This window comes from Amycolatopsis suaedae (assembly GCF_004214935.1).
GTDB lineage: Bacteria > Actinomycetota > Actinomycetes > Mycobacteriales > Pseudonocardiaceae > Amycolatopsis > Amycolatopsis suaedae.
Genome location: NZ_SFCC01000005.1, coordinates 146,920 through 169,944 on the forward strand (window position 1 = coordinate 146,920; position 23,025 = coordinate 169,944).

Sequence of the window (23,025 nt, forward strand, 5' to 3'; positions counted from 1 at the left end):
GGTGACCGTCACCGAGCCCGACCTGGAGGTCGAACTCGATCCGCCGCGGGCGAACAGCCTCGGCACCGCCGCGGCGAGGAACCTGGCGAGCACGACCAAGACCGTTCCGCAGATGCAGGGCATCACGCCCCGCTGGCTGCTGCGCGCCCTGCCGTGGGTGGAGGTCGACGGCGGCGTCTACCGGGTCAACCGCAGGCTGAGCTACGCCGTCGGCGACGGCACGGTCGGCTTCAGCAGCGTGGGCGACGACATCCGGGTCATCCCCCGCGAACTCGGCGAGCTGCCCGCGCTGCGCTCGTTCGACGACGAGGACGTGCTGACCACGCTGGCCGACCGGTTCGAGCAGCGCGAGGTGGCCGCCGGTGAGACGGTCGTCGAGTTCGGGCACCGGGCCGACCAGGTCGTCCTGCTGGCCCACGGCAAGATGACCAAGCTGGGCACCGGACCGTACGGCGACCAGGTGTCACTGGGCACGATCGCCGACGGCGACCACCTCGGCGACCAGGCACTGCGGGAGTCCGACGGCATCTGGGAGTTCACCGCGAGGGCCGACACCCGCTGCACCGTGCTGGTGCTCGGCCGGGACCGGATCGACGAGGTGGCAGGCCAGTCCCCCGAGCTGGCCGAGCACCTGGCGCGGATCGCGGCACCCCCCCGCCCGCCGGCCAACAAGCACGGCGAGGCGGCGATCGACCTGGCCGCCGGGCACGCGGGCGAGCACGCGCTGCCGTCCACGTTCGTCGACTACGAGCAGGCTCCCCGGGAGTACGAACTCGGTGTGGCGCAGACGATCCTGCGTGTCCACACCCGGGTGGCCGACCTGTACAACCAGCCGATGAACCAGCTCGAACAACAGCTGCGGCTCACCGCCGAGGCGCTGCGCGAACGGCAGGAACACGAGCTGCTGAACAACCCGGACTTCGGGCTGCTGCAGAACGTCGACCTCAAGCAGCGCATCCACACCCGCACCGGCCCGCCCACCCCGGACGACCTCGACGAGCTGGTCAGCCGCAGGCGCAAGACGCGGGTGATGCTGGCCCACCCGAAGGCCATCGCGGCGTTCGGCCGCGAGTGCACCCGGCGTGGCCTGTACCCGGCCGTCGTCGAGATGCAGGGCAGGCAGGTCACCTCCTGGCGGGGCGTGCCGCTGCTGCCGTGCGACAAGATCCCGGTCAGCGACGCCGGGGTGACGTCGGTGGTGGCCATGCGCACCGGGGAGGACGACCACGGCGTGATCGGCCTGCACCAGACCGGGCTTCCCGACGAGGTGCAGCCGGGGATGTCGGTCCGCTTCCAGGGCATCGACGACAAGGCCGTACTGTCCTATGTGGTCAGTGCGTACTTCTCGGTCGCCGTACTGGTTCCGGACGCCCTCGGGGTGCTCACCGGCGTCGAGATCGGCCGCTGATGTCCATCGTGGAGGCACGGGAGACCGCCCGCTCCGCGGCGGAGGTGCTCGCCTGGAGCCGGACGGTGGTCGATCCCGCACTGCGGGCGGCCGTCGACACGCTGCCCGGGCCGATGCGCCGGATCGCCGGGTACCACCTCGGCTGGCTCGACGCCGACGGCAGGGCCGCCACCACCAGTGGCGGCAAGGCGCTGCGGCCCGCACTCACCCTGCTCGGCGCCACCGCCGTCGGCGCCGGGCAGGGCGCGGTGCCCGGGGCGGTGGCGGTCGAGCTGGCCCACAACTTCTCGCTGCTGCACGACGACGTGATGGACGGCGACGTCACCCGCAGGCACCGGGCCACGGCCTGGGCGGTGTTCGGCACCGGCCCGGCCATCCTCGCCGGTGACGCGTTGCTGACGCTGGCGCTGGACGTGGTGGCCGGCTGCGGGCACCCGGCGGCGCACACGGCGATGCGGACGCTGGCCGACGCGGTGCAGGCGCTGGTCGAGGGGCAGATCACCGACCTGGCCTTCGAGAAACGCTCCGACGTCACGGTGTCGGAGTGTGTGGGCATGGCCGAGGCGAAGACGGGGGCGCTGCTCGGCGCTGCCTGCGCGGTGGGCGGTCTGCTCGGTGGTGCCTGCGCCGAGCAGACCGACCTGCTGCGGCGGTTCGGCGAGAAGCTCGGCCTGGCGTTCCAGCACGCCGACGACCTGCTCGGCATCTGGGGCGACCCGGCGGCCACCGGCAAGCCCGTGCACTCCGACCTGCGCAGCCGCAAGAAGTCGCTGCCGGTCGTCGCGGCGCTGACGTCCGGCACACCGGCCGGGCGGGCGCTGGACGAGCTGTACCACCGGGCGGATCCACTGTCCGAATCGGACCTGGTGCGGGCCGCCGACCTGGTCGAGATGGCAGGCGGGCGGGAGTGGAGCCGCGCGCAGGCAGGCCGCCTGCTCGCCGGCGCGCTGCGTGACCTGCGGGCGGTCCGGCCGGGTGGGACGGCCACCGTCGAACTGGCCGCGCTGGCCCGCCTGGCGACCGACCGCGACCACTGAGGAGAACCCTGTTGCAGGACTTCACCACACCGGCGTGGCGTGCCGTCGCCGGGGCCCGCACCGTGCTGCTCGCGGCACCCCGCTCGTTCTGCGCGGGTGTGGAGCGGGCCATCGAGATCGTCGAGCAGCTGCTCGCCCGCCGGGGTGGGCCGGTCTACGTCCGCAAGCAGATCGTGCACAACACGCATGTGGTGGCGGGCCTGCGGCAGCGGGGTGCGGTGTTCGTCGACGAACTGGACGAGGTCCCGCCGGGAGCCACCGTCGTGTTCTCCGCGCACGGCGTCTCCCCCGCCGTCCGCGCCGAGGCCGCCGGGCGCGGGCTGGACGTCGTCGACGCGACCTGCCCGCTGGTCACCAAGGTGCACTCCGAGGCACGGCGCTACGCCGGCCGCGGCGACACGGTGGTGCTGATCGGGCACGCCGGGCACGAGGAGGTGGAGGGCACGCTCGGCGAGGCGCCGGAGCACATGGTGCTGGTGCAGACGCCGGAGGACGTGGACACGCTGGACCCGCCCGACCCGCTGCGGATCTCCTACCTGACGCAGACGACGCTGGCCGTCGACGAGACCACGGCGATCGTCGACGCGCTGCGCAGGCGGTTCCCCGCGCTGCGCGGACCGGCCGACGCGGACATCTGCTACGCCACCACCAACCGGCAGGACGCCCTCGCCGTGGTCGCGGACGAGGCGGATCTGGTGCTGGTCGTCGGCTCGGCCAACTCGTCCAACTCGGTGCGGCTGGTGGAACTGGCCCACCGCCGCGGCACGCCGGCGCACCTGGTCGAGGACGCGGGCATGCTGCGGCCGGAGTGGTTCGGCGGCGTCCGGGTGGTCGGGCTGAGTGCGGGGGCGTCGGCACCACCGGGGCTGGTCGGCGACGTGGTGAGCGCGCTGGAGGCGCTCGGGCCGGTGACGGTGCGGGAGCGGGAGACCGTGCGGGAGACCGTCGAGTTCATCCTGCCGCCGGTGGTGCGCCGGTGAGCGCGGTGTCGCTGGGCATGCCGGCGCGGCCCGCCCGGCGGCGCAGGTCCCGTCAGGTGCGGCTCGGGGACCTCGCCGTCGGCGGGGGTGCGCCAGTGTCGGTGCAGTCGATGACGACGACGGTCACCGCCGACGCCGAGGCGACCCTGCGGCAGATCGCCGAGCTGACCGCGGCGGGCTGCGAGGTGGTCAGGGTGGCGGTGCCGTCGGCCGACGACGCCGACGCGCTGCCCGTCGTGGCCCGCAAGTCGCCGATCCCGGTGGTCGCCGACATCCACTTCCAGCCGCGTTACGTGTTCGCCGCCATCGAGGCCGGCTGCGCGGCGGTGCGGGTGAACCCGGGCAACATCAAGCGGTTCGACGACCGGGTCGGCGAGATCGCCCGCGCCGCGGCGGACGCCGGGGTGCCCATCCGGATCGGGGTCAATGCCGGATCGCTGGACCGGCGGCTGCTCGCCAAGTACGGCAGGGCGACGCCGGAGGCGCTGGTGGAGTCGGCGCTGTGGGAGTGCTCGCTGTTCGAGGAACACGGATTCACCGACCTGAAGCTGTCGGTGAAGCACCACGACCCGGTGATCATGGTCGAGGCGTACCGGCAGCTGTCCGCCCGCTGCGACTACCCGCTGCACCTCGGCGTCACCGAGGCGGGCCCGGCGATGCAGGGCACGGTGAAGTCCGCCGTGGCGTTCGGGATCCTGCTCGCCGAGGGCATCGGCGACACGATCCGGGTGTCGCTGTCGGCGCCGCCGGTCGAGGAGGTGAAGGTCGGCAGGCAGATCCTGGAGTCGCTGGGCCTGCGGGAACGGGGGCTGGAGATCGTGTCCTGCCCGTCCTGCGGCCGGGCGCAGGTCGACGTCTACGCGCTGGCCGAGGAGGTGACCGCCGCGTTCGCCGACTTCCCGATCCCGTTGCGGGTGGCGGTGATGGGCTGCGTGGTCAACGGGCCGGGTGAGGCGCGCGAGGCCGACCTCGGGGTGTCGTCGGGCAACGGCAAGGGGCAGATCTTCGTGCGCGGCGAGGTGGTGCGGACGGTGCCGGAGAGCAAGATCGTCGAGACGCTGATCGAGGAGGCGCTGTCGCGCGATTGGACCTGACCGCGCCCGCAGCGAAGCAAGGGCGGATGACTCCGCCATCCCGGCGAAATGTGGGCGTCCGGCTTAACGGGTGGGTAAAGCGGGTCGACTTCCCGGTGAAGGTCTGGAAGAACGGTTGTCCGGACCGGGGAGGGGGCGACCGCACACGTGGATGGCATGGACAGCCTGCGGCACGCCGTCGAGACGGTGCCGATCCCCGGCGCACCGCCCCGGCTGTCCGGCAACGGCGCCGCCGTCGGCCTGGCGCTGCTGGACACCTCGCTGCGGCTCAACCACGTCCGCAGGCTCACCGAGCGGCTGACCGTCCTCGAACACGGCACGGCCCGCCGCACCACCGACGTCGACGTCAGCCTCAAACTGCTCGACGAGGGACAGCGGGAAGCCACCGCCGAACTGCAGACGCTGATCGGCCGCGAGCACGGTGAACGCGCGCCGACCAGGGACGGCAACACGCTCTGGGTCCCACTGGCCCGGCTGCCCCGCCGAGGGGTGTCGCCGGTCGACGTCTAGGACGCGTCCGGCGCGACCCTGCCCCGGCTCACCCAGCACGAGACGTCCCGCCTGCTCGCGGCCGGGCTGTACCACCTGCTGTGCGGCATCCTGTCCAGCAACGAGCACGCGCATTCTCCGGGGCACGACCTGAGCACGTTCCTGTTCGGCTGGCACGAGCCGCGGTGGCTGATCGAGCGGGCGCTGGGCACGCTGCTGACCGAGCCGCACCATCCGGCGGCCGAGTTCACCCACGCTCCCGCCGAGGGCACGGTCACCGGCTACGGCAGGCAGTGCCGCGCGCTCGCGTTGCAGATCCTCGACGACCACCGGCACCTGCTCGCCGGGTACGCCCAGCTGCTCGACCTGGCCGTCCGCGACTACCTGCTGGTCGTGGGCCTGGACGCGTCCGTCGACGAGCACCGGCTGTCCTACGAGACCCCGCTCTACGTCGCCGACGACACGCCGTCGCGGCTGATCGACGCGCTGCGGCGCATCCGGGCCAGCAAGAACGGCTACCGGGTCAGCTACGAGACCACCGTCCCGGCCAACCTGAAGTCGTATCACCTGGTGGTGCGGACGGCACCGGAGGCCGACCTGGCGCGGATGTACCTGTCCACCAACGCCGACGGCCCGCTCGCCGACGGCATCGTCGCGGACCTGCGCTGGCTGGCCGACCGTCACCAGGAACTGCGGGCGAGCGGGGCAGGCAAGTCCAGCCGCAAGGTCGTCGAACTGCAGGCCCAGACCGTGCTGCGCACGCTGGCCGAGCTGCTGCGCAGGCGCAAGTGGGAGGCGAGCCAGTCCGGGCTCGACGTGTCCGAGTCCGCGCTGCCCGCCTGCCACCGGCTGGCCGCCGCGGCCACCACCGGCGACGCCGTCCGCACCGGGCAGGGGGAACTGGACCTGGACAACTCGCTGCTGCGCCACCCCGACGTCACCGCGGACGTGCTGCGCCGCGCCGCCGAGGAGATCTCCGGCCAGCAACTGGGCGAGGACCTGGTGCTGGTCGACGCGGTCACCGACAACCAGGGCCAGGCGTACTGGCGGCGTTCCGGCGACGAGGGCGAGCACGGCGAACTGGTGCGGGTGCGGGCCGGGCTGGTGCTCACCGACGCGGGCGAACTCGGTCCGCGCAGTGTCATGTTCTACGCGCTCGCCGTCGCCGCGACGGCCTACCTGCTGGGCTGGCTGCTCGTCGGCGGGCCGTGGCCGTACGGCGCGCGGGCCACCGAGAAGCTCGGCAACGTCGGCGACGGGCAGTCGGTGATCACCATGCTGCTGCTGGTCCCCGGCTTCCTCTACACCCGGCTCGCGGCGCCGCCCCGCCGGTCGGTCGCCGCCTACCTGCGTACGATGCCCCGCACGCTGGCCCAGCTGTGCATCGTGTCGGCGGCCGGGCTGGCGGCCGCCATCGCGACGAAGAGCCCGGGCGAGATCGTGCAGGTGTTCCTCACCCTCGCCGTGGGACTACCGGTGCTGGCCGCCGTGGCGCTGGCCAGCCAGCGGGCCTGGCACGCCGCGGCGCCGCTGCACCGGGTCGGCGTGCCGCGGTGGGTCGGCGGCGGCAGGGGCAGGCCGCTGCCCGCCAACGTGCGCTTCGACTCGACGGGACGGAGCCGGTGAGCCGGCGGCGCCGCCAGGTCGGTTCGATCGCCGACCTCGCCAGGGCGGGCTTCCAGATCGCCAGGCAGTCACTGACCACTGTGGACTTCGAGGTGCACCACGTCGAGGCCCGGCCGGGTTATCTGCGCGGCTTGGCACCGTTTCTCGGCGACGCCCCGTTCCTGGAGGCGTTGTGCTCGGCCGCCAACGGCGGTGGGGTCGCCATCGGGACCCGCACCGGCGAGGCGTCGGCGGCCATGACCGGTCGGCCCGCCGACGGCCAGCGCCGCTGCGGCAGGGAGGACGTGCCCGGTGGGTGGGTGTTCCAGCACAGTGCCTGGCCCAACCCGACGTTCGTCTACGAGTCGGCGCACACGTTCGAGGGGCTGATCTCGGTCGACCGCACGGCCCGCAAGCTCACCGACCGGCACGGGACCGCCGTGCGTGAACTGCTCGAGGGGATCTCCGAGGTCGCGGCCAATCTGGCCGGCGCGCCGCTGCTCACCCTGCAGTGCCCGGCGCAGCTGCCGACCGTCGTCAAGACCCGCCACCTGGATCTGCGGACCCGCAAGGAGCTGCCGTCGGCCTACTCGTCGCTGGCCGTGCGGTTCTCGGTGGCGCTGACCGACAACTCCGCCGAGCGGCAGTTCCTGCTCGGCAACCACCTGCGGGAACTGTGCGAACGGCGCGGTTACGGCTTCTGGGTGTCCGACACGCGTCCGGGTCACCGGCCCGGGAACTGGTTCCAGGTCTGCCGCAGCAGGCCCGGGTTCGAACCGGCCGCCGACGAGCAGGTGACCACCTGCCTGCCGTTGACCTGTGTCGGGCCGGCACGCGTCGGGTCCACCCACGCCATCGTCACGTTCCTGCGGCGCTATCCGCAGGTCGGGGTCGTCGGCTGCAGCGGGACGTCGCTGGACGACCTGGCGTTCATCCACCTGCAGCTGAGCGTCGACGGTGTGGCCGCCGGAAGGGTCAACCGGATCCTGCGCAAGCTGCTCGACGGCCCCGCCCCGCCACCGACGCGTCCGCACGAGCTGCTCGCGGCGTTGTTCCACCGGCTCGGCCTGCGCGGGTGCGCCGAGACGGCGCCGGCCGACGAGAGCACCCATCCGGCCAGCGACTACCAGGCGCTGCTCGGGCCCGCCTTCGACTACCGGCCGGCCAGCACGTCGGACTCGCTGGCGATCTGGGTGTCCTGGCAGATGGCGCACTCCCCGGCCGGCCTGGCCGGGCCGCTGGAATGCCTGTACCGCGCGATGGCCGAGACCGTGCCGGTCGTCGGCCCGCAGGACCCGGTGCCGCTGAGCGAGGTCGCGACCGTGGAGTACCTGGTCTGCCGGGCGACCGAGCAGTCGGTGGTGCGTGGCAAGGCGAAGCTGGCGGTGCCGAAGGTGATTCTCAGGCAGTTCAGTGCCGACGACGTGCAGCCGCCCGCGTCGCTGCTGTGCGACGTGCTGGAGGACAGCTGGAAGGCCCACGTGGAGCGCATCGGGCTCACCGGGGTCGGGGAGCTGACGGTCGCGTGGCGGGAGTTCTGGCTGGGCTGAGCACCGGCGGGATGCTCAGCCGAGCAGTGCGTGCTCCCATTCCGGGGTGTGCTGCTCGATGTAGTCGGCGTCGGCCTGCCAGGTCCTGCCGTGGCCGTCGTCCCACAGCCGGCTCCAGGGCTGCCGTCCGGCGGCGGCCTGGGTGGCGAGGAAGGTGTACATCGACCGGGTGCGGGGAGCGAGCACGGCCAGCAGTTCCCGCCGCTGGTTCTCGTCCAGGCCGTAGGCGTCGGCGAAGACCCGTACGCGGTGACCGGCGGACCTCCCGCGCCACCGTGGATCGGCCGACAACGGCACGAAGCCGTGGAGTGCGTACGCGACATCCCAGAGTCGGGTCCCCGGCGCGGCCGTGTCCCAGTCGATGAACACCCAGCGTGGATCACCCAGGACGAGGTTCCACGGCGCGAGATCGTGGTGGGCGATGATCTCCGCTCCGTCGGCCGGAATGAGGACCTGCCACTGTGCATCGGGCGGAGGAGTGAACCCGGCGACCGCGTCATGGAAGTCGCGGACGATGCGGGCGACGCGGGCGAGCCGTTCGTCCGGTTCGAGCAGGCCGAAGTGATCCGGCCAGGCCACGGGGCCCGGGACGCAGGTCAGTACTTCCCGGTTCTTCTCGTCGATGCCCAACGGCTTGGGCGCACCGGCGAACCCGGCCGCGTGCAGGTGCGTGAGCAGGGCGTGAACCGCCGGGGTCCAGGGGCCACTGGGGCGGCGTACCGTCTGCCCGACCCGGACCACGCCTGTGTTCGCATTGCCGCCGTGGAGCGGAACTTCGTCGCGTTCCATGACGATCATCGTTGCAGGCTTGGCCCACGCGAGCGGCAGTTTCCGAAACTCCGACTCGCTCGATCGTGTGATTGTTTCGAACATCTGTTCGTAATACGATGGTGACGTGTTCGAGAAACCTGGCACCCGCCTGTGGCGGCACTCCGACGAGGAGGTAGCCGCCATCATTCAGCGTGGCCAGGAAAAGATGGCCGCAGCCGCCGCCGAGATACTGGAAGGCCTGGCGGAGCTGAGCGCCCGCGGGACTGATCTGGGTTTCCGGGATCTGGTGGCGTTTCAGGTGGACAACCTCAACGTCTCCCGCGCGCTGGCCAAAACACGGGTGCAGCTGGCTCAGGAACTGTTCGGCTCCCTGGCCGCCACCGGTGCGGCGCTGGCGGCGGGTGAGGTGTCGCTGGAGCACGCGGTGGAAATCCACCGTGCGATTACGGCGTTGCCGGTGGAGACGCGGGAGGGGTTCGAGGACATCCTGCTGACCCTGGCCCGCACCGCCCCACCCACCGCGGTCCGTAAGGCGGGGGACAACATCCGGGCCCGCGTCGACCAGGACAGTGCCCCACCCGACGAAGACGCATTGGCGCACCCCGTCCGCGAGTTCCGCTCCAAAATCGACCGGCACGGCCGGTACCGCTTCGCAGGAACCCTCGACGCCGAAACCGGCGCCACCCTCGACGGCCTGTTCGACGTACTGGCCAAACCCTGCCCCGCCGAGGAAGGCCAACCCGACCTCCGCAACCAAGCCGAACGCAAAGGCGACGCACTCGCCGAGATGATCGAGCTGGTCGCCCGCACCGAGGACCTGAGCACCCAAGGTGGTGAGCGAGCCGTGGTCACCGTGACCACCACGCTCGACGACCTGCAACGCCGCGCCGGACCCGCGATCCTCGACGGCGCCGGATACCTGAGCGCGTCGGCGCTTTCCCGGCTGTGCTGCGAGGCCAAACTCGTTCCGGCGGTGTTCGGCTCCGACGGCGAAGTCCTGCACCTGGGCCGCGACGTCCGGCTGGCCACCAAAGCCCAACGCCGAGCCCTCGCCCTCCGCGACCGAGGCTGCGCCTTCCCGGGCTGTACGCGGAAACCCCGCTGGTGCGTCGTCCACCACGTCCGCGAATGGCAACACGGCGGACGGACCAATGTGGACGAAATGGTCCTGCTCTGCGGACGCCACCACCGGGTCATCCACCACACCGACTGGACCGTCACCATCAACGACGGAAAGCCGCAGTTCCACCCACCGGCCTGGCTGACCAAGCGCCGAAGACCCAGCAGCAACCCCTACCACCGAATCCCCGCCTGAACCCGGCTACCGTGACCGCCGTGACGCACACCGAGGAGATCACGGCCGACCTGGTCGCGGGGTTGCTCCGCGACCAGCATCCCGACCTGGCCGATCTACCACTCACCTTCGGCGCTTACGGCTGGGACAACCAGTTGTGGCGGCTCGGCGACGAGCTCGCGGTCCGGCTGCCGTGGGCCACCGAGGCGGCGGACGAGCTGATCCTCAAGGAGCACACCTTCGTCCCCGTCACCGCGCCCCGGCTCCCCCTGCGGGTGCCGGTACCGCAGCGGCTCGGCGTGCCGTCCGACCGGTTTCCCCGGCCGTGGATCGTCACCACCTGGGTCGCCGGGGAACCGGCGGACCGCGCCCCCGCGACTCGCGCCGAGGCGGCCGACACGCTGGCCGCCTTCCTCACGGCGCTGCACCAACCCGCGCCCGGCGACGCACCCGCCGGCCGCAACCGCGGCGGCCCGCTGGCGGAGGTCGACGACGGATTCCGGCAGTTCCTGGCGGAGGCCACCGATCGCGGGCTGATCGCCGACCCGGACGCCGTCCGCCAGGTCTGGGCGGACGCCCTCGCCGCGCCCGCCTGGACCGGCCCGGCCCTGTGGCTGCACGGGGACCTGCATCCGGCGAACCTGCTCACCGCTGGCGGCGACTTCTGCGGCGTGATCGACTTCGGCGACATGTGCGGCGGGGACCCGGCCTGCGACCTCGCCGCAGGGTGGTTGCTACTGCCCGACGGGGCCGTCGACCGCTTCCACCGCACCTACGCGGCGGACGAGTCGACTCGGCGCCGGGCCCGCGGCTGGGCGGTGGCGAAGGCGCTCGGCTGCCTGCTCGTCGGCGACAACGGTGTCCACGGCCGCCCCGGCGGTAAGCCGACCTGGGGACCGCCCGCAGCCGCCGCCCTGCGCCGCCTCACCGCCAGCCGCTAGACCAGGCGGCCCAGCACCGTCCGGAAGGCGTGCGGGTCGACCGCGGCGGGCCTGGCCGCCAGCCAGTCGCCGATCTCGGTGACGAACTGCTCCGGCGTCATCGGCGGCGCGAGCTGGTCGCCGACCGGCTCCGCGGTGACCTCGCCCAGCCGGTTCGGGTACACCAGGACGGCGCCCCGGATCTCGACGTCGGGCAGCATTTCCTGGTAGGCGCGGATGCCGTCGGCCAGCCGGCTCTCGCCGCCGCGGAACCGGTTGCCGTTGCGCCACAGCACACCGCCGTCGAGCGCGTAGTGCCCCGGCGGCCACACCTTCGACTCGATCAGCACCAGCCTGCGCCCGGCGAGCACGGCGTGGTCGATGTCGGCGAACACCGAGTCCGGCCAGGCCAGGCTGTGGAACACCCGGATGCCGGGCAGCCTGGTCAGGTACCGCGACAGCATCCCGGCGGTGAGCTGCTCGCCGCGCTGGTCCGCGTCGGTGCCGACCCGGCCGAACTCCACCTCCGCGCCGAACTCGGCGGTCAGCTCCCGCTCGGTCCGCACGTCGGTCAGGTAGCCCCGCGCCAGCCACCAGCCCGCGGCACCGACCGCGACCGCCAGCAGCACCCAGCACACGACCAGCGGAGCCGACAACGGCAACGCCAGCGGCAGCAGCAACGCGAGAACGCCCGCGGCGAGCGCCAGCCAGGGCGCGTGACCGCGGCCCTCCCTCGGCGAGCGCGGCGCCGCCTCGACCAGGTCCCACCAGGGAATGTCGGCCGTGTCGACGACCGGCTCCGGCGGAACGAAGGCCGGATCGGTCCGCAGCGGCCGGGTACGGGGCCGCCGCGGCGCCGGTGCGACCGGCGGCGCCTCATCACGGTCGTACTCGGCACGCCGCCGCGGGTCGGTGAGCGTCTCGTACGCCTGCCGCAGCACCCGGAACGTGCCCGCGGTGCCGCCCGCGTCGGGGTGCAGGGCCTTGGCCAGCGACCGGTACGCCGACTTGATTTCGGCGGGCGACGCGGAGCGGTCCACGCCGAGCAGCTCGTAGAAGTCGATACCGGGCAACGATGTCGTCCACCTCTCGCACTGGCGTGGTCACCATATGCGGTCGGCGGCCGGACTCCGTTGCCAGCCCGGCATTCCAGCCTTTCGAGTGAAGGTGGTAAAGACGGCCTCTCAGGCCGGTTTGAGCGGGTCGTGGCCCACCGACATCAGCCGGTGCCGCCAGTGCGCCTCGCCCGCCGTCGGCTCGAGGTCGTCCCGTCGCTCGGCATGCACGCGGTCGACCACCCGGCGCATCACCTCGATGTCGTCGCCGGTCACGTCCGCCTTGCGCTTGCCGAGAATGTCCAGCACCTTGCGGCCGGTCGGCGTGCCGGAGTGGTCGGGCAGCTCCTCGGTCTCCTCCCCGGCGGACCTGGTCCGCAGCCACTCGCTGAGTTCGCGGGAGGTCATGTTCACCACCCGGTGGAACTCGTCCCACAGTTCGGGGTCGATGTCCGGACGGTCAGCCATCCGCTGTCGCTCCTTTCCCCTTCTCGGTCGCGTCGGCGAGGTGTTCCGACGGCGTCGGCGGCTGCGGTTCCTTCGGCGGAGTCCGGTGGCCCTCCGCCCGCATCCGCTCGACCATGTGCGGGTAGTGCAGTTCGAACGCCGGCCGCTCGGACCGGATCCTGGGCAGCTCGGTGAAGTTGTGCCTCGGCGGCGGGCAGGTGGTGGCCCACTCCAGTGAGTTGCCGTATCCCCACGGGTCGTCGACATCGACCCGCTCGCCGTAGCGGTAGCTGCGCACGACGTTCCAGATGAACGGCAGCACCGACGCGCCGAGCAGGAACGCGCCGATCGTCGAGATCGCGTTGAGCACCGTGAACTGGTCGCTCTGCAGGTAGTCGGCGTAGCGGCGGGGCATCCCCTCGGCGCCGAGCCAGTGCTGCACGAGGAACGTCGTGTGGAAGCCGATCAGCGTCGTCCAGAAGTGCAGCTTCGCCAGCGGCTCGTTCAGCATCCGGCCGGTGATCTTGGGGAACCAGAAGTAGATCCCGGCGAACGTGGCGAACACGATCGTGCCGAACAGCACGTAGTGGAAGTGGGCGACCACGAAGTAGCTGTCGGTGATGTGGAAGTCCAGTGCCGGCGCGGCGAGCAGGATGCCGGTCAGCCCGCCGAGCAGGAACGTCACCATGAACCCGACGGCCCACAGCATCGGCGCCTCGAACGACAACTGGCCCTTCCACATGGTGCCGATCCAGTTGAAGAACTTGATGCCCGTCGGCACCGCGATGAGGAACGTCGCCAGCGCGAAGAACGGCAGCACCACGGCCCCGGTCGCGTACATGTGGTGGGCCCACACGGCGAACGACAACGCGGTGATGCCGACCGTCGCCCACACCATGAGCTTGTAGCCGAACAGCGGTTTCCTGCTGAACACCGGCACGATCTCGGTGATGATGCCGAAGTAGGGCAGCGCGACGATGTACACCTCGGGGTGACCGAAGAACCAGAACAGGTGCTGCCACAGGATCGCCCCGCCGTTGGCCGGGTCGAACACGTGCGCGCCGAGGTGCCGGTCCGCGGCCAGCCCGAACAGCGCGGCGGTGAGGATCGGGAACGCCGCCAGCACCAGGATGCTGGTGAACAGGATGTTCCAGGTGAACAGCGGCATCCGCCACATGGTCATCCCCGGCGCCCGCAGGCACACGATCGTGGTCACCATGTTCACCGCGCCGAGGATCGTCCCCAGACCCGACACGATCAGGCCGAAGATCCACAGGTCGCCGCCGACGCCGGGCGAGTGCACCGCGTTGGACAGCGGCGGGTAGCCGGTCCAGCCGAAGTCCGCTCCCCCGCCGGGCACGATCAGCGACGCCAGCACGGTGGTGCCGCCGAACAGGTAGAGCCAGTAGGCGAACGCGTTGAGCCGGGGGAAGGCCACGTCCGGCGACCCGATCTGCAGCGGCAGTACGAAGTTGGCGAACCCGAACACGTTCGGCGTCGCGTAGAGCAGCAGCATGATCGTGCCGTGCATGGTGAACAGCTGGTTGTACTGCTCCTGGGACAGGAACTGCAGTCCCGGGACGGCCAGCTCACCGCGCATCAGCAGGGCCATCGCGCCGCCGGCGAGGAAGAAGCCGAACGAGGTGACCAGGTAGAGCACCCCGATCTGCTTGTGATCGGTGGTGCGCAGCAGGTTGAGCAGCAGCCTGCCCTTCGCGACGGGCGCGGGCTGGGCGACGGGGACCGGTACCGGCCGCACCGGCTTCGCCGTCTGGGTCATCGCACACCTCCGGGCGTGGTCGCGCCTGCGACTACCCCGTCCCGGAGGTGACTACACCCGTTCCTAGCGGCGCTGCTCCGGGGTGACGGCGTCGGCCACCGTCGAGGCGATATCGAGCACGCCCTGCAGGCCCGCGGCCTCCAGCGCACGGGTCACCACGCGGTTGGCGGCGACGACCCGCAGGGTCACGCCGACCTGGCGGCAACGCTGATCGGCCTGCACCAGTGCGGCGAGTCCGGACGAACCGAGGAAGGTGACCTCGCTCAGGTCCACCACCACGGTCTGGTCCGAACCTGCCTGGCCACAGGCGGCCTCGAGGTACTGCTCGAGGTCGGGCACGGTGAGCATGTCGACGTCGCCGGACGCGGCGACGACGAGGGCGCCGTTCTCCGTCCGGCGGTGCAGTCGCAGAAGGTCGCTGGACATCAAGACTGGGCCTCCACGCGGTTGGCAGAACCGTACGAGCGGCCGGACGGCCGCTCCTCGGCTGTGCGCTCAACCGACGCCCACGATCGTACCGCCGTGATCGACGTGTGACCAGCCGACACGGAGCGTCAGCGACCGCGGCGCCGCAACCGCGACGCGAACCCCATGAGCAGGCCGAGCACGGCGGTCACGCCGTGCAGCCAGTTGTCCGGCCAGTTCAGGTTCAGCATGTTCGCGGTGGTCTGACTGGCCGCGTTGAGAATGCCGTACACCGTCAGCGCGATCATGACGACGAACAGCGCCCAGCCGTAGAACCGCGCGGCCGTGCCGCGCCGGGACGCGACGATGCCGAGCGCGCCGACCACGACGTGCACGACGTTGAGCATGGTGCTGACCCCGAAGCCCAGCACGGTCGTCGTCGGGTCGGGCCCGACGCCGTCCTCGGCGAGGAAGAACCCGGCCAGGCCCAGTGCCAGGTACACCACCCCGATCCCGATCGCCAGCAGCTGTGCCGTCGGGACCCGGTCGGACAGGCTCCCGGTGTTGTTGAGAGGTTCGTGCCGCTGGGCCATCATGCCGGCTGGGTTCCCGCGGAACCGGCCGCGAAAACCAGCGGGTTTCCGTACGGCCGAGCCGGGTAAGCGACTGGGCAAGGGCCGACCGGAGGAGGTTCACCCATGCCTGGAACGCGGATCGTGGTGGTCGGCGGCGGGTTCGCCGGATACCACGCTGCGAAGGAGCTGACGAGGACACTGCCGGCGGGCGCGGCCGAGGTCGTGCTGGTCAATCCGACCGACTACTTCCTGTACCTGCCGCTGCTGCCCGAGGTCGCCGCCGGGATCCTCGACCCGCGCCGGGTGTCGGTGTCACTGCCGGGGACCCTGCCCGGGGTGCGGCTGGTGCTGGGTGAGGTCACCGGCGTCGACCTGGACGGCAGGCAGCTGACCTACACCGACCCGGAGGACCGCACCGCCACCCTCGGGTTCGACCGGCTGGTGCTGGCCGCGGGCAGCGTGCACAAGCTGCTGCCGATTCCCGGGGTGGCCGAGCACGCGCACGGCTTCCGCGGGGTACCGGAGGCGCTCTACCTGCGCGACCACGTCACCCGGCAGATCGAGCTGGCCGCGGCCACCGACGATCCGAAGGAGCGCGACGCGCGCTGCACGTTCGTCGTCGTCGGCGCCGGCTACACCGGTACCGAGGTCGCCGCGCAGGGCCCGGCGTTCACCCGCGCGCTCGCCGCCCGCCACCCCGAGCTGGCAGGCCAGCCGATCCGCTGGATGCTGCTCGACGTCGCACCGAGGGTGCTGCCCGAGCTGGACGAGCGGCTGGGCCGCACGGCCGACCGGGTGCTGCGCGAACGCGGCGTCGACGTGCGGATGGAGACGTCGATCGACGAGGCCGACGCCGAGGGCGTCACGCTGACCACCGGGGAGAGCGTCCCCGCGCGCACGCTGGTCTGGTGCGTCGGCGTGCGGCCCGATCCGCTGGTCGACGCCATGGGCCTGGACACCGAGCAGGGCCGCCTCGTGGTGGACACCCGGCTGGCCGTGCCCGGCCATCCCGACGTCTTCGCCTGCGGTGACGCCGCCGCCGTGCCGGACCTGACCCGGCCGGGAAAGCTGACCGCGATGACCGCCCAGCACGCGGTGCGGCAGGGCAAGCTCGCCGCTCGCAACGTCGCCGCGTCACTCGGCCACGGGCAGGCGAAGGCCTACCGGCACCACGACCTGGGGTTCGTCGTGGACCTCGGTGCCCGGCAGGCCGCGGCCAACCCGCTGCGGATCCCGCTGGCCGGGCTGCCTGCCAAGGCCGTCACCCGCGGCTATCACCTGATGTCCATGCCCGGCAACCGGCTGCGTACCGGCGTGGACTGGCTGCTGGACACCCTGACCCGGCGGCAGACCGTCCAGCTGGGGCTGGTGCGGTCGGCCGCCGTGCCACTGGACACCTCGGCGCCGGAAGTGCCGAAGATCAGGCGTTGAACCGGTCCCGGTTGGCGGCGACCCAGTCGGCGAACGTGCGCGGCGGCCGCCCGGTGATCCGCTCGACAGTGGGCAGCACCCGCTCGGGTTCGGCCGTGACGCGTGCGTCGAGGTCGAGCATCCAGCCCGCCGCCTCGCCCCAGCCCGCCTCGGACATCTCCCGGTAGGCCTGCTCGCGGGACACCTCCTCGAAGCGGGCCGGAATGCCGAGGACCTCGCCGACGATGCGGACCTGGTCGCGCTTGGTCAGCGTCTGCGGGCCGGTCAGGTGGTACCGCTGCCCGTGGTGCCCGTCCGCCAGCAGCGTCGCCGCGGCTGTGGCGGCGATGTCGTCCAGGTCGATCGGCGTGTAGGCGGCATCCGGGTAGGCACCGCGCACGACACCGGCCGAGCGGATCGGCGCGGCCCAGTCCAGTGCGTTGGTGTAGAACTGGCCGGGCCGCAGGAACGTCCACTCGGCACCGGAGTTCTCCACCGCGTGCTCGACGGCGTAGTAGTGCCACTGGCTCTCATCGAGCGCGGCCTCGCTGTCGGCGTCGCTCTGCGACAACGCGACGATCCGGCGCACGCCCGCCTTCCGCGCCAGTGCCACCACATCGGCCACCGTTTCCGGCAGCGGCGCCAGGTACATCCGCTCGACGCCGTCGAGCGCGGCCGGCAGCGTCGCCAGGTCGCCGAGGTAGCCCTCGGCGACCTCGACGTCGTCCGGCAGCGCCGCCCTGCGCGGGTTCTTCGTCAGCGCGCGGACCGGTGCGCCGGCCGCCCGCAGGTGGTCGACGACCAACCGCCCGACGTTGCCGGTCGCACCGGTCACCAGGTAGGTCATGCCCGAGATCCCTTCGTCCGTACACCGTACGGTCGCAGGCTACGAACATCGGGCACCCATACGCATATGGGATTTTTGTGACTCAGCTCACTCAGCGGTAGTTGTAGATGGACGAGGCGTGGTCGTTCTCGTGGTCCGGCAGGTTCACCACGACCTCACCGCCGAAGCGCTCCATGGGGTGCCACTCGTAGGTGCCATGGCTGCCGAAGTACCAGTGCCACACGTAGGGCGAGTTGTTGACCCAGGACGACATGTGGTCGTTGAAGTTCCAGCTGGTGCCGAACCGGCCGGGGCCGTACGGCCGCGTGCCACCCTCCGGAACCGGGATCGTGGTGAAGTCGTCGACCCCGGACCTGGGGTTCGACGTCCGGAAGCCATTGCCGTAACCACCAGCGTTGTGCATCTCGAACAGACAGATCACCTCGGCCGGGCATCTGTCCGCGGCCTTGGCCCGCACCGACGACACGCTCGATCGTGCGTAGTCGGGGCTCGTCAGCACTTCCGCTTTCCCCGAGTCATCGAAAATGGTCAGCGTCACGGTGGGCAGTGACGCCTCATCGGACGCCTGTGCCGGGCTGGCCAAGGCCAGCGTCGCCCCCACCGCGAGCGAGACGGCGGCCAGTTTCCCGAGTGTTTTCATCGTAGCTCCCCAGAATCGAACAACTGATGCGGAGAGGAAGCTACAAAAGCGCGCTTGCAGAACCCTTGTGCTGCCTACTTTCCCAATGCCAGCAGCGCCACCGCCGCACCGGCACCGAGCAGGCCCAGCACCTGCGGCCGGCTCAGCCGCTCCCGCAGCCGCGCGATCCCCCACAGCACCGGGATCGCCGGGTACAGCGACGACAGCACCACCGCGACGACCACCAGCTGCTGCCGGGTCGCCAGCAGGTAACACACCAGCGCGAGCGCGGCGAACGCCCCGGTCGCCGCGGCGGGCGCGACGAGCCTGCCCGGAATGCGCAGCGAGGCCCGCACCATCGGCAGGATGGCGACCGCGGCGGCCAGCCGGCCCACCACCACCGGCCAGATCCCCGCCGCGGGCGCGGCCTGCGCCAGCGCCAGGTACTGCAGTGCCACCCCGGCACTCGCCACGACAGCGTCCACAATGGACGCCGCAGAACCGGCGCCACCGTCGCGCCCGGTGCGCGACACCAGCCACAACGCGGGAACCGCCACCGCGATGCCGGTCCACGCCAGTACCGACGGCCGGTCGCCGAGCAGCAGCACGCCGACCACCACCGGCAGCGCCAGGCCACCGACCGCGCTGACCGGCACCACGACACTCATCGCACCCCGGCCGAGCCCCCGGTACAGGAACACCATCGCCACACCCGTGCCGACGCCGGACAGCGCGCCCCAGCCAAGGTCGGCGGCCGCGGGGTCGGCGGCGGGCAGCACCAGCGCCGCCACCAGCGTCAGCACCAGGCCGCTGAGCTGGCCCAGCAACGCCACCGACACCGGGTTCGCCTTGCGGGACAGCAGCCCGCCGGCGACGTCGGCCACGCCGTAGCTGACCGACGAGGCGAGCGCGAGCAGCGTGCCCACGTCAGCCCGCCCCCTCCGCGCGGGCCGCGGCGCCGACGGGACACTCGGCGCCGGACACGCAGGCCGCCCGGTCGCACAACCGGCACAGCCGGTCGCTGTCGCCGACGCGCTGGTACAGCCGGCAGAGCAGAACGGCCAGCAGGTCGGCCAGCGTCCGCTGCTGCTCCTCGTCCAGCACGCCGACCAGCTCGGTCAGCGGTGAACCACGCTCGGCCAGTACCGCGTCCGCCGTAGCGGTGCCGCGGGCGGTGAGCCGGACGGACACCGCCCGCCCCAGGCCGGCCGTGCGCTCGACCAGACCGGCCGACTCCAGCGAGTCCACCATCCGCGCCGCGGCCGACTGGGTCAGCCCGACCCGCCTGCCCAGCTCGGTCACGCTGATCCCGGGCGACGCCGACAGCACCACCAGCGCGGCGGCGCCGCTGACGCTCACCCCCGACGCGCTGGTCGCCCCGGCCAGCGCGAGATCGGTGACGGCCAGGGCCGTCGCGCCGAGCAGGTTCGCCGTTCGGGTCGCGTCATGCATGACTCATGCATATCAGTCGTAACAGTAGGCCGCAAACTGGCGGGCGCCGGTTGACCCGAATCGGGCAGGTGGCTAGCTTCACACGGAACGCGTTCACATCAGTGACTGACGTCCACATATGTAGAAGGAGTTCGACGTGCGAGCACATCGTCGTCTCGGGACGCTGCTTGTCGCGATCGCCTGTCTCGCGCTGCCCGCCTGTGGCTCCGGCGGAAACTCCCCCGCCGCCGACCCGAACGCCCCGCTGGAGATCTGGATCCGCAAGCCACCCGACCGGGCCGCGGCCAAGACGGCGCAGGCACTGGCCGAGGCGTTCACGAAAGCCAGTGGCATTCAGGCCAAGGTGGTCCCGGTCTTCGAGGACTTCGAGACAAAGCTGCAGCAGCAGGCCGCGCAGAAGGACCTGCCCGACATCGTCATCAACGACACCTCGCAGCTCGGTTCCCTGGTCGAGCAGGGCCTGGTCGGCGAGGTCGACCGTGCCTCCATCGACGGCAGCCAGAACATCAACGACCGCGCCTGGGAAGCGGCCAAGGGCCCCGACGGCAAGACCTACGCCGTGCCGTTCTCCGCGCAGGCGTTCGCGTTGCTGATCCGCTCGGACTGGCGGCAGAAGGTCGGCCTTCCCCAGCCGAAGACCATGCAGGAACTGGACGCCCTGTCCGCGGCGTTCACCAGGAACGACCCCGACGGCAACGGTGCGGCCGACACCTACGGCCTGCTCGTGCCCGGCTCCACCAAGCGCGGCTACATGTCCTGGTTCTTCTCCAGCTTCCTGTGGGCCAGCGGCGGCGACTTCCTCCGCCAGGCGGGCGAGAACAAGTGGGCGCCCGCCATCGACAGCCCGCAGTCGGTGGCCGCGGTCAAGTGGCTGCAGGACCAGTTCTGCGGCGACCCGGTCGTCCAGCCCGACGCCATCACCGCCGACACCGACCAGTCCGCGCACCCGGCGTTCGAGAACGGCAAGGCGGGCATCTACCTCACCGGCCCCTACCTGATGGCCCGGTTCGACAAGAACCTCGGCGCGGGCAAGTACGAGGTCGTGCCGCCACCCGCCGGGCTCGGCGGCGGGCAGGCCAGCCTCGCCGAGGGCGAGAACGTCTACCTGATGGCCGGCTCCCCCAACCCCGAGGGCCAGCGCAAGTTCGCCGCGTTCGCCACCTCCGTCGAGGGGCAGACGATCGGCATGGCCGGTGACACCGACGGCAACATCGTCCGGCTGCCGGTGAACCGGACCGTGGACATGGCCACCGTCCGCAAGGACAAGCGGTGGGCGGTGTTCCAGCAGGTCTACGACAACCACGGCCGCTACGCGCCCGCCGTCCCGAACTGGACGCCGTTCCGGCAGATGTCGGCCGAGACGCTCAACGCGCTGGCCGCCGACTGCTCGGCCCAGCCGCAGCAGCGGCTCACCGAGCTGGCCGGGAAGTTCACCGAGGAACTGCGCAAACAGGAGGTTCTCGCCCAGTGACGCCGCGCTGGCGGTGGCTGGTGCCGTGGCTGTTCCTGGCCCCGGCACTGCTGCTGTTCCTGTACTTCAAGTTCATTCCGATGGGCAAGGCCATCGAGATGAGCTTCCACGAGGTCCGGCCGTTCCTCGGCGACGCCTTCGTCGGCATGGACAACTACGCCGAGGTCGTCTCCAGCGACCGGTTCGTGCAGGCCATCGCCCAGACGGTGACGCTGGCCGCCGGTGTCACCGCCGGGTCGATCCTGCTCGGGCTGGTGCTGGCGCTGCTGGTGGAGGGCCAGGCGCGGCACCTGTGGGTGGTGCGCACGGCCGCGTTCCTGCCGGTGGTCGCCGCGATGGCGGTCGTCGCCGAGGTGTGGCGGATGCTGTACTACCCGGCCGAGAACGGGGCGCTGAACTCGATCCTCGGCTGGGTGGGCCTCGGGCCGTCGCAGTTCCTCGCCAGCGAGGACACCGCACTGTGGTCGGTGATGGCCGTCGGCATCTGGCAGGGCGCGCCGTACAACATGATGATCTTCCTGGCCGGCCTGGCCGGGGTGGACCGCAGCCTGTACGAGGCGGCCACCGTCGACGGGGCCGGGACGATGCGGCGGCTGTGGTCGGTCACCCTGCCCGCGCTGCGGCCGGTGCTGGTGATCCTGGTGACGCTGGCCGCGATCCGTGGCCTGCGGGTGTTCACCGAGGTCTTCCTGCTCACCAACGGCGGACCGAACGGGGCGTCGGAGGTGCTGATGACCCTGATCTACAAGCTCGGGCTGGAACGCGGTGAGCTGGGCGTCGCGGCCGCGGGCTCGGTGGTGCTGTTCCTGGCCACGGCGATCCTGACGATCGTGACGCAGCTCGTGCGCAGGAGGGCGGACGCATGACCACCCGGCTGACCATCCCGCAGCGGCGGCGGCGTCCCGGCGCCTCCGGCGTCACCGACACCGCGCTGGGCCTGTCCGGCCGGCGCGGTCCGGTGTCGGTCGTGCTGCGCGTGGTGCTGTACGTGGCAATCGCCTTCGTGTTCGCCGGGCCGCTGCTGGCGGTCCTGGTCGGCGCGTTCTCCGAGCTGTCCGACCCGGCGGAGCTGTCGCTGATCCCGGACTCGTTCACCCTGAACAACTTCGCGGTGGCCGCGGACCGGGGTGTGCTCGGCTACCTGCTGAACTCGTTCCTGGTGGTCGGCTTCGGGCTGCTGCTGCAGATCTCGGTGAGCGTGCTGGCGGCCTATGCCCTGGCACGCAAGAAGTTCCGCGGGATGACCGCGGTGCTGCTGCTGATCCTGGCCACGATGATGCTGCCCGAGGAGATCTTGGCCATCCCGCTGTCGGTGGTGCTGTCGGACCTTCCGGTGTTCGGCACCAACCTGATCGGCTCGCTGGCCGGGATGATCCTGCCGGTCGGGGCGTGGGGTTTCTCGATCCTGGTGATGACCGAGTTCATGCGGGAGGTGCCGATCGAGCTGGAGGAGGCTGCCCGCATCGACGGGGCGGGCGAGCTGCGCATCTTCTGGTCGGTCGTGCTGCCGCTGTGCCGTCCCGCGGTCGGGGTGATCGGCGTGTTCGGCTTCACCATGGTGTGGGACCAGTACCTGCTGCCGCTGATCGTGGCGACCGAGCCGGGTCAGTACACCCTGCCGATCGCGCTGCGCATCCTGCGCTCCGACGAGCAGGTCGGCTCCGGCGTGCTGCTGGCCAGCGCACTGCTCGCGCTGCTGCCGTCGGTGATCGCGTTCCTGGCCATGCAGCGCCAGTTCATGCGTGGCCTCACCGCCGGTGCCGTGAAGGGCTGACGATCGAAGCACGTGAAGGCCACCTTCATTACGTGAGACGTG

23 protein-coding genes are annotated in these 23,025 nt (G+C 71.6%); 13 read left to right on the forward strand and 10 right to left on the reverse strand.

Annotation, left to right across the window (positions count from 1 at the left end; translation table 11 throughout):
- Nucleotide 1 precedes the first annotated feature (1 nt).
- The 7 genes from EWH70_RS11545 (at nt 2) to EWH70_RS11570 (ending at nt 8,163) form a co-directional block, all read left to right on the forward strand.
- Entirely contained in the window at nt 2-1,408 is a 1,407-nt protein-coding gene (locus tag EWH70_RS11545) for a family 2B encapsulin nanocompartment shell protein (protein ID WP_205669090.1), read from the forward strand.
- Entirely contained in the window at nt 1,408-2,445 is a 1,038-nt protein-coding gene (locus EWH70_RS11550) for a family 2 encapsulin nanocompartment cargo protein polyprenyl transferase (protein WP_130475320.1), read from the forward strand. Before EWH70_RS11545 ends, EWH70_RS11550 begins: the two co-directional genes overlap by 1 nt.
- An 11-nt stretch (nt 2,446-2,456) precedes the next feature.
- Complete coding sequence (ispH, locus tag EWH70_RS11555; RefSeq protein ID WP_205669091.1) at nt 2,457-3,425, forward strand: 4-hydroxy-3-methylbut-2-enyl diphosphate reductase; 969 nt, start codon at nt 2,457-2,459, stop codon at nt 3,423-3,425.
- 17 nt (nt 3,426-3,442) lie between these two features.
- Nucleotides 3,443-4,519: a flavodoxin-dependent (E)-4-hydroxy-3-methylbut-2-enyl-diphosphate synthase gene (gene ispG / locus EWH70_RS11560; protein WP_130475523.1), complete on the forward strand. Its 1,077-nt coding sequence runs from the start codon at nt 3,443-3,445 to the stop codon at nt 4,517-4,519.
- A gap of 156 nt (nt 4,520-4,675) precedes the next feature.
- Complete coding sequence (locus EWH70_RS36140; RefSeq protein WP_240686933.1) at nt 4,676-5,029, forward strand: hypothetical protein; 354 nt, start codon at nt 4,676-4,678, stop codon at nt 5,027-5,029.
- Nucleotides 5,030-5,317: 288 nt separating this feature from the next.
- Entirely contained in the window at nt 5,318-6,634 is a 1,317-nt protein-coding gene (locus EWH70_RS11565; protein ID WP_240686934.1) for a hypothetical protein, read from the forward strand.
- Nucleotides 6,631-8,163 (forward strand): hypothetical protein, encoded by a 1,533-nt coding sequence (locus EWH70_RS11570; RefSeq protein ID WP_130475322.1) that lies wholly within the window; start codon nt 6,631-6,633, stop codon nt 8,161-8,163. Before EWH70_RS11565 ends, EWH70_RS11570 begins: the two co-directional genes overlap by 4 nt.
- Nucleotides 8,164-8,178: 15 nt before the next feature.
- On the opposite strand, the gene EWH70_RS11575 is transcribed toward EWH70_RS11570, so the two are convergent.
- The gene (locus tag EWH70_RS11575; protein WP_130475323.1) at nt 8,179-8,952 is read right to left on the reverse strand and encodes a phosphotransferase; all 774 of its coding nucleotides are present in this window, start codon (nt 8,950-8,952) and stop codon (nt 8,179-8,181) included.
- A 106-nt stretch (nt 8,953-9,058) separates the two neighbouring features.
- On the opposite strand from EWH70_RS11575, the gene EWH70_RS11580 reads away from it, so the two are divergent.
- Nucleotides 9,059-10,249 carry an HNH endonuclease signature motif containing protein gene (locus tag EWH70_RS11580; RefSeq protein WP_130475324.1) on the forward strand — a complete coding sequence of 397 codons (1,191 nt, stop codon included), beginning with the start codon at nt 9,059-9,061 and terminating at the stop codon, nt 10,247-10,249.
- Nucleotides 10,250-10,269: 20 nt separating this feature from the next.
- Nucleotides 10,270-11,169 carry an aminoglycoside phosphotransferase family protein gene (locus EWH70_RS11585; RefSeq protein ID WP_130475325.1) on the forward strand — a complete coding sequence of 300 codons (900 nt, stop codon included), beginning with the start codon at nt 10,270-10,272 and terminating at the stop codon, nt 11,167-11,169.
- On the opposite strand, the gene EWH70_RS11590 is transcribed toward EWH70_RS11585, so the two are convergent.
- From EWH70_RS11590 to EWH70_RS11610, 5 genes are all read right to left on the reverse strand, one after another.
- Entirely contained in the window at nt 11,166-12,221 is a 1,056-nt protein-coding gene (locus EWH70_RS11590; RefSeq protein WP_130475326.1) for a J domain-containing protein, read from the reverse strand. The genes EWH70_RS11585 and EWH70_RS11590 overlap by 4 nt on opposite strands.
- Before the next feature lie 111 nt (nt 12,222-12,332).
- Nucleotides 12,333-12,671 carry a DUF3140 domain-containing protein gene (locus EWH70_RS11595; protein ID WP_130475327.1) on the reverse strand — a complete coding sequence of 113 codons (339 nt, stop codon included), beginning with the start codon at nt 12,669-12,671 and terminating at the stop codon, nt 12,333-12,335.
- A complete protein-coding gene (gene ctaD, locus EWH70_RS11600; RefSeq protein WP_130475328.1) occupies nt 12,664-14,430 on the reverse strand; it encodes an aa3-type cytochrome oxidase subunit I in 1,767 nt (588 codons plus the stop codon). The genes EWH70_RS11595 and ctaD overlap by 8 nt, the downstream gene beginning before the upstream one ends.
- 63 nt (nt 14,431-14,493) lie before the next feature.
- Nucleotides 14,494-14,856, reverse strand: coding sequence for an STAS domain-containing protein (locus EWH70_RS11605; RefSeq protein WP_130475329.1), 363 nt, complete (start codon nt 14,854-14,856; stop codon nt 14,494-14,496).
- Between the two features lie 128 nt (nt 14,857-14,984).
- The gene (locus tag EWH70_RS11610; RefSeq protein WP_130475330.1) at nt 14,985-15,431 is read right to left on the reverse strand and encodes a DUF4383 domain-containing protein; all 447 of its coding nucleotides are present in this window, start codon (nt 15,429-15,431) and stop codon (nt 14,985-14,987) included.
- A 102-nt stretch (nt 15,432-15,533) separates the two neighbouring features.
- On the opposite strand from EWH70_RS11610, the gene EWH70_RS11615 reads away from it, so the two are divergent.
- Nucleotides 15,534-16,841, forward strand: a complete 1,308-nt coding sequence (locus EWH70_RS11615) for an NAD(P)/FAD-dependent oxidoreductase (protein WP_130475331.1) — start codon at nt 15,534-15,536, stop codon at nt 16,839-16,841.
- Here the strand turns inward: EWH70_RS11615 and EWH70_RS11620 are convergent.
- From EWH70_RS11620 to EWH70_RS11635, 4 genes are all read right to left on the reverse strand, one after another.
- Entirely contained in the window at nt 16,831-17,667 is an 837-nt protein-coding gene (locus EWH70_RS11620; RefSeq protein WP_130475332.1) for an NAD(P)H-binding protein, read from the reverse strand. The two genes, EWH70_RS11615 and EWH70_RS11620, sit on opposite strands and share 11 nt — an antisense overlap.
- Before the next feature lie 91 nt (nt 17,668-17,758).
- Complete coding sequence (locus EWH70_RS11625) at nt 17,759-18,307, reverse strand: peptidase inhibitor family I36 protein (RefSeq protein ID WP_130475333.1); 549 nt, start codon at nt 18,305-18,307, stop codon at nt 17,759-17,761.
- Between the two features lie 74 nt (nt 18,308-18,381).
- Nucleotides 18,382-19,212, reverse strand: a complete 831-nt coding sequence (locus EWH70_RS11630; protein WP_130475334.1) for an EamA family transporter — start codon at nt 19,210-19,212, stop codon at nt 18,382-18,384.
- Nucleotide 19,213: 1 nt separating this feature from the next.
- A complete protein-coding gene (locus EWH70_RS11635; protein ID WP_130475335.1) occupies nt 19,214-19,738 on the reverse strand; it encodes a MarR family winged helix-turn-helix transcriptional regulator in 525 nt (174 codons plus the stop codon).
- A 136-nt stretch (nt 19,739-19,874) separates the two neighbouring features.
- On the opposite strand from EWH70_RS11635, the gene EWH70_RS11640 reads away from it, so the two are divergent.
- From EWH70_RS11640 to EWH70_RS11650, 3 genes are read left to right on the forward strand one after another with little or no spacing between them, the layout of a single operon-like run.
- Complete coding sequence (locus EWH70_RS11640) at nt 19,875-21,209, forward strand: sugar ABC transporter substrate-binding protein (protein WP_205669093.1); 1,335 nt, start codon at nt 19,875-19,877, stop codon at nt 21,207-21,209.
- The gene (locus EWH70_RS11645) at nt 21,206-22,075 is read left to right on the forward strand and encodes a carbohydrate ABC transporter permease (RefSeq protein ID WP_240686935.1); all 870 of its coding nucleotides are present in this window, start codon (nt 21,206-21,208) and stop codon (nt 22,073-22,075) included. The genes EWH70_RS11640 and EWH70_RS11645 overlap by 4 nt, the downstream gene beginning before the upstream one ends.
- Nucleotides 22,072-22,983 (forward strand): carbohydrate ABC transporter permease, encoded by a 912-nt coding sequence (locus tag EWH70_RS11650; RefSeq protein WP_130475336.1) that lies wholly within the window; start codon nt 22,072-22,074, stop codon nt 22,981-22,983. The genes EWH70_RS11645 and EWH70_RS11650 overlap by 4 nt, the downstream gene beginning before the upstream one ends.
- Nucleotides 22,984-23,025: the final 42 nt, after the last annotated feature.

What these genes read in the sequence shown, in the direction of transcription:
- EWH70_RS11550 (WP_130475320.1), top strand. Translation starts at nt 1,408, where the DNA reads ATGTCCATCGTGGAGGCACGGGAGACCGCCCGCTCCGCGGCGGAGGTG.
- ispG (WP_130475523.1), top strand. Translation starts at nt 3,443, where the DNA reads ATGCCGGCGCGGCCCGCCCGGCGGCGCAGGTCCCGTCAGGTGCGGCTC.
- EWH70_RS36140 (WP_240686933.1), top strand. Translation starts at nt 4,676, where the DNA reads ATGGACAGCCTGCGGCACGCCGTCGAGACGGTGCCGATCCCCGGCGCA.
- EWH70_RS11575 (WP_130475323.1), bottom strand. Translation starts at nt 8,952, where the DNA reads ATGGAACGCGACGAAGTTCCGCTCCACGGCGGCAATGCGAACACAGGC.
- EWH70_RS11595 (WP_130475327.1), bottom strand. Translation starts at nt 12,671, where the DNA reads ATGGCTGACCGTCCGGACATCGACCCCGAACTGTGGGACGAGTTCCAC.
- ctaD (WP_130475328.1), bottom strand. Translation starts at nt 14,430, where the DNA reads ATGACCCAGACGGCGAAGCCGGTGCGGCCGGTACCGGTCCCCGTCGCC.
- EWH70_RS11605 (WP_130475329.1), bottom strand. Translation starts at nt 14,856, where the DNA reads ATGTCCAGCGACCTTCTGCGACTGCACCGCCGGACGGAGAACGGCGCC.
- EWH70_RS11610 (WP_130475330.1), bottom strand. Translation starts at nt 15,431, where the DNA reads ATGATGGCCCAGCGGCACGAACCTCTCAACAACACCGGGAGCCTGTCC.
- EWH70_RS11615 (WP_130475331.1), top strand. Translation starts at nt 15,534, where the DNA reads ATGCCTGGAACGCGGATCGTGGTGGTCGGCGGCGGGTTCGCCGGATAC.
- EWH70_RS11620 (WP_130475332.1), bottom strand. Translation starts at nt 17,667, where the DNA reads ATGACCTACCTGGTGACCGGTGCGACCGGCAACGTCGGGCGGTTGGTC.
- EWH70_RS11625 (WP_130475333.1), bottom strand. Translation starts at nt 18,307, where the DNA reads ATGAAAACACTCGGGAAACTGGCCGCCGTCTCGCTCGCGGTGGGGGCG.
- EWH70_RS11635 (WP_130475335.1), bottom strand. Translation starts at nt 19,738, where the DNA reads ATGCATGACGCGACCCGAACGGCGAACCTGCTCGGCGCGACGGCCCTG.
- EWH70_RS11650 (WP_130475336.1), top strand. Translation starts at nt 22,072, where the DNA reads ATGACCACCCGGCTGACCATCCCGCAGCGGCGGCGGCGTCCCGGCGCC.